Here is a 3,486-nt window from a genome sequence, read left to right as displayed (position 1 = left end):
ACGNNNCACCCCTCCCGTGGCGTCGACACCGGCTCGACTCAAGAAGTGACGATCGATCGATGAAGCACGGCAAAGTCCCGTTCATACTCTCGTTCCTGGCGCTGCCGGTCGGCCTCTACACGTGGCTCGTCCTGATGCCCTTCGCGCAGGCGTTCCAGATCTCGTTGACCGACTGGAGTGGAACGTCCAACAAGTTCAACTACATCGGCTTCGAAAACTTCGTCGAACTGTTCCAGGACGACGTGTTCGTGCTGCCCGGATTGAAGAACACCGGCATCATCCTGTTGGTCATGCCGGTGCTGACGATCGCGCTCGCCCTGTTCTTCGCCTTCATGCTCAACGTCGGCGGACAATCCAAGGGCGGACGGATCAGGGGCGTGCGGGGCGCGTCCTTCTACAAGATCGTCTACTTCTTCCCGCAGGTCCTGTCGTTGGCGATCATCGCGATCCTGTGGAAGCAGATGTACGCGCCCGCCAACTTCGGGGGCATGCTCGCCAGCGCCCTGAAATTCGTCGGGATCACCCCACCGGTCAACGGCTTCCTGGCGCGTGAGGACTTCGTCCTCTGGTGCGTCATCGCCGTCATGGTGTGGAGCGCCGTCGGCTTCTACCTCGTGTTCTTCTCGTCCGCGATGGCCTCCATCCCGACCGAGATCTACGAGGCCGCGCTCATCGACGGCGCCAGCCGAGTCACCACGTTCTTCCGGGTGACGTTGCCCCTGCTGTGGGAGTCGGTGCAGACGGCCTGGGTGTACCTCGGCATCATCGCGCTGGACGCGTTCGCGCTCGTGTACATCATGACCCCGGAACAGGGCGGTCCGAACCACGCCAGCGAGGTCATCGGTGGCGTCGTCTACCGGTACTCGTTCTCGTTCCAGGAGCGGGGCATGGGTGCGGCGATCGGTGTCGTGCTGTTCTTCGCGACCCTCATCATGGCCGTCGTCTCGCTGCGGGTCACCCGCCGTGACCGCGTGGAATACTAAGGAGCCTTCGACATGTCTCTGACGACCGCGCCGGTGGAGAAACCGACGGAACCGGTCGCCCTCAAGCGATCCGAGAAGCCCGCGACCGAAGGCCGGGTCCTCAACGTCTTCTCGCACGGCATCCTCATCCTGTGGGCCGTGATGATCATCGTGCCACTGGCGTGGGTGATCGTCTCGTCGTTCAAGACCGAGTCCGAGATCGACGGCGACCCGCTCGGACTGCCCGAGAACCTACAGTGGATCAACTTCGCGAACGCGTGGGACAAGGGCAACATCGGTGTCTACTTCCTGAACACCGTCCAGGTGCTCGTCCTGTCCGTGACGTTGACGATGCTGCTCGGCGCGATGGCCGCCTACGTCCTCGCTCGATACGAGTTCCGCGGCAACCGCCTCGTGTTCTTCACCTTCGTCTCCGGCATGATGTTCCCGGTGTTTCTGGCGTTGTTCCCGGTGTTCAAGACGCTCGCGAACGTCGGTCTGCTGCAGCCGATGGAGATCGCGCCGGGCGTGAAGCTCTACATCGGTCTCGTGCTCGTCTACGCGGCGTACTCGCTGCCGTTCACGGTGTTCTTCCTGACGGCGTTCTTCCGCACCCTGCCGCACGGCGTCGCCGAGGCCGCGATGATCGACGGAGCGGGCCACTACCGGCTCTTCTTCCAGGTCATGCTGCCGATGGCGAAGCCGGGCATCATCTCGATCACCATCTTCAACATCATCGGGCAGTGGAACCAATTCCTGTTGCCGCTGGTGCTCGTCCCCGACGACGAGGACGCCGTGATCTCGCAGGGCCTCGCCGACCTGGCGGTGGTCATGGGTTACGACGGTGACCCGGGAGCGTTGTTCGCCGGTACCACTCTGGCGATGCTGCCGATCCTCATCACGTACATCATCTTCCAGCGTCAGATCCAGGCCGGAATGACGGCCGGCGCCATCAAGTAGTTCTTCGGGGTCGGCTTGGGCGGGTGGTACCTGGCCCGTTCAGCCGGCCCTGGCGTCGTCACCAGCTCCATTCAGTCTTGTCCGGAACCACCTGAACGCGCCGCGCGCCTTCGTCGAAGTGCGGTGCGTTCTTGGTGTGCGCGGCGTGCTTTCCGGCTTCCGTTCGGGAAGGCGGGGACGCGCTGTTCTGGCTCGGTCGGGCGATGTACGGATCGGGTCCGCTCCGCTATGGACAGAAAGAGAGCCCACCGAGCCGGAGGTGGCGGCCATCCGTGGACCCGGGACTCTCGACGCGAGGCGGCCACCCACGTTGTCCATCATGGTCGAATATGACGGTGCGTGGAGTTTCAGGGCGGCCGACGCACGCACGTCGGCCGCCCTGTGCGCGTACTACGCCGCGAGAAGGGCGTCGATCTGGCCGACGGCGAGCTTCAGGCCCTCGCTCATGCCCATCTTGTCCAGCTGGTCCATGTCCTCACGGGACTCGAAGCGGGAGAGCATCTCCATGCGGGTGCCTCCCTCGTGCTCCGACAGCCGCACGTGTCCCTTCGTCGTCGGCATGCTGTCCGCCGGGTTCCCGTCCTGGTCGGCGAAGCCGTCCGTGAACTCCAGCGAGTTCGGCTCGTCGACGGCGTCGACCTTCCACCAGCCGTGGTACTTCTCGCCGTCCGGGCCGGTCATGTAGTACTTGACGTCGCCGCCGACCCGCAGCTCGTGCACCTCCATCGTGGCCGGGAACGTCGGCGGGCCCCACCAGCGCTCGAGCTGGCGCGGGTCGGCCCACAGCTGCCACACGCGCTTGACGGGCGCGGGGAAGTCGGCGATCAAGGTCAGGGTCAGATTGTCGAAGTCCTTGTCGACACTCGTGACGGTCATGTGCGTTGCCCTTTCGTTGGTTCGTTTCAGTCGGCATCGTCGTTGAGCAGTTGAGACATCCGGTCGACCCGTCCGCGCCAGGTCGCCTCCAACTCGTCGAGGCTCTGCCGCGCGCGGCGCACTGCTTCCGGGTTGGTGCGGACGAGTTGTTCGCGTCCGCGGCGTTCCTTGGTGATCAGGCCCGCCCGTTCCAGCACTGCGACGTGTTTCTGCACGGCGGCGAAACTCATCGAGTAGGCCTCGGCCAGCCGCGACACCGACAGTCCACCTTGGGTGGACCGGCGGAGGATGTCGCGGCGAGTGGCGTCGGCCAACGCTCGGAACACGAGATCGGTGGCCTCGTCGGAACCATTATCTACAACCATTTGGTTGTAGGTTAGCACCCCGCCGAAACCCCTGTCTAGAGGTCCCGTGTCACAGTCCCGTGGGGCGCGCGAAACCGCGCGGAGACACGCCGGTTCGATGGCCCGTCCCGTCGTCTCGGCGCGCGGGAGCGCGCGTCCGGGGAGGATGCCCGCTCGTGGGACGTTCTCAGACTCCTCGGCGCCGAAGCCACGACGTGTCGATGCGCCCGAAGACGGCGGTGAAAGAGCTCGACAGGCGCTGCGCCGAACGCCCCGCGAGGTGTCCACAGGAGGCCAGGCTCGAACCCACGAACGGAGACGACGATGCCCGGTCCGTCGTGGAC

General features: G+C 64.9%; 4 protein-coding genes. 2 read left to right on the top strand and 2 right to left on the bottom strand.

What is annotated here, in order from left to right:
- Positions 1-59: 59 nt before the first annotated feature.
- Entirely contained in the window at positions 60-983 is a 924-nt protein-coding gene (locus tag ACM9NP_RS04180; RefSeq protein ID WP_415645228.1) for a carbohydrate ABC transporter permease, read from the top strand.
- A 12-nt stretch (positions 984-995) separates the two neighbouring features.
- Positions 996-1,922: a carbohydrate ABC transporter permease gene (locus tag ACM9NP_RS04175; protein WP_415645227.1), complete on the top strand. Its 927-nt coding sequence runs from the start codon at positions 996-998 to the stop codon at positions 1,920-1,922.
- Positions 1,923-2,312: 390 nt separating this feature from the next.
- Here the strand turns inward: ACM9NP_RS04175 and ACM9NP_RS04170 are convergent, their stop codons facing one another.
- Together ACM9NP_RS04170 and ACM9NP_RS04165 are read right to left on the bottom strand one after the other, a co-directional pair.
- The gene (locus ACM9NP_RS04170) at positions 2,313-2,798 is read right to left on the bottom strand and encodes an SRPBCC family protein (protein WP_415645226.1); all 486 of its coding nucleotides are present in this window, start codon (positions 2,796-2,798) and stop codon (positions 2,313-2,315) included.
- A 26-nt stretch (positions 2,799-2,824) separates the two neighbouring features.
- Positions 2,825-3,163: an ArsR/SmtB family transcription factor gene (locus ACM9NP_RS04165; protein WP_415645225.1), complete on the bottom strand. Its 339-nt coding sequence runs from the start codon at positions 3,161-3,163 to the stop codon at positions 2,825-2,827.
- Positions 3,164-3,486 lie beyond the last annotated feature (323 nt).

This window comes from Stackebrandtia soli, assembly GCF_965137155.1.
Taxonomy (GTDB): Bacteria; Actinomycetota; Actinomycetes; order Mycobacteriales; family Micromonosporaceae; genus Stackebrandtia; species Stackebrandtia soli.
Note: the sequence above shows the minus strand (reverse complement) of the source record. Positions and strands in the feature narration are given on the sequence as shown.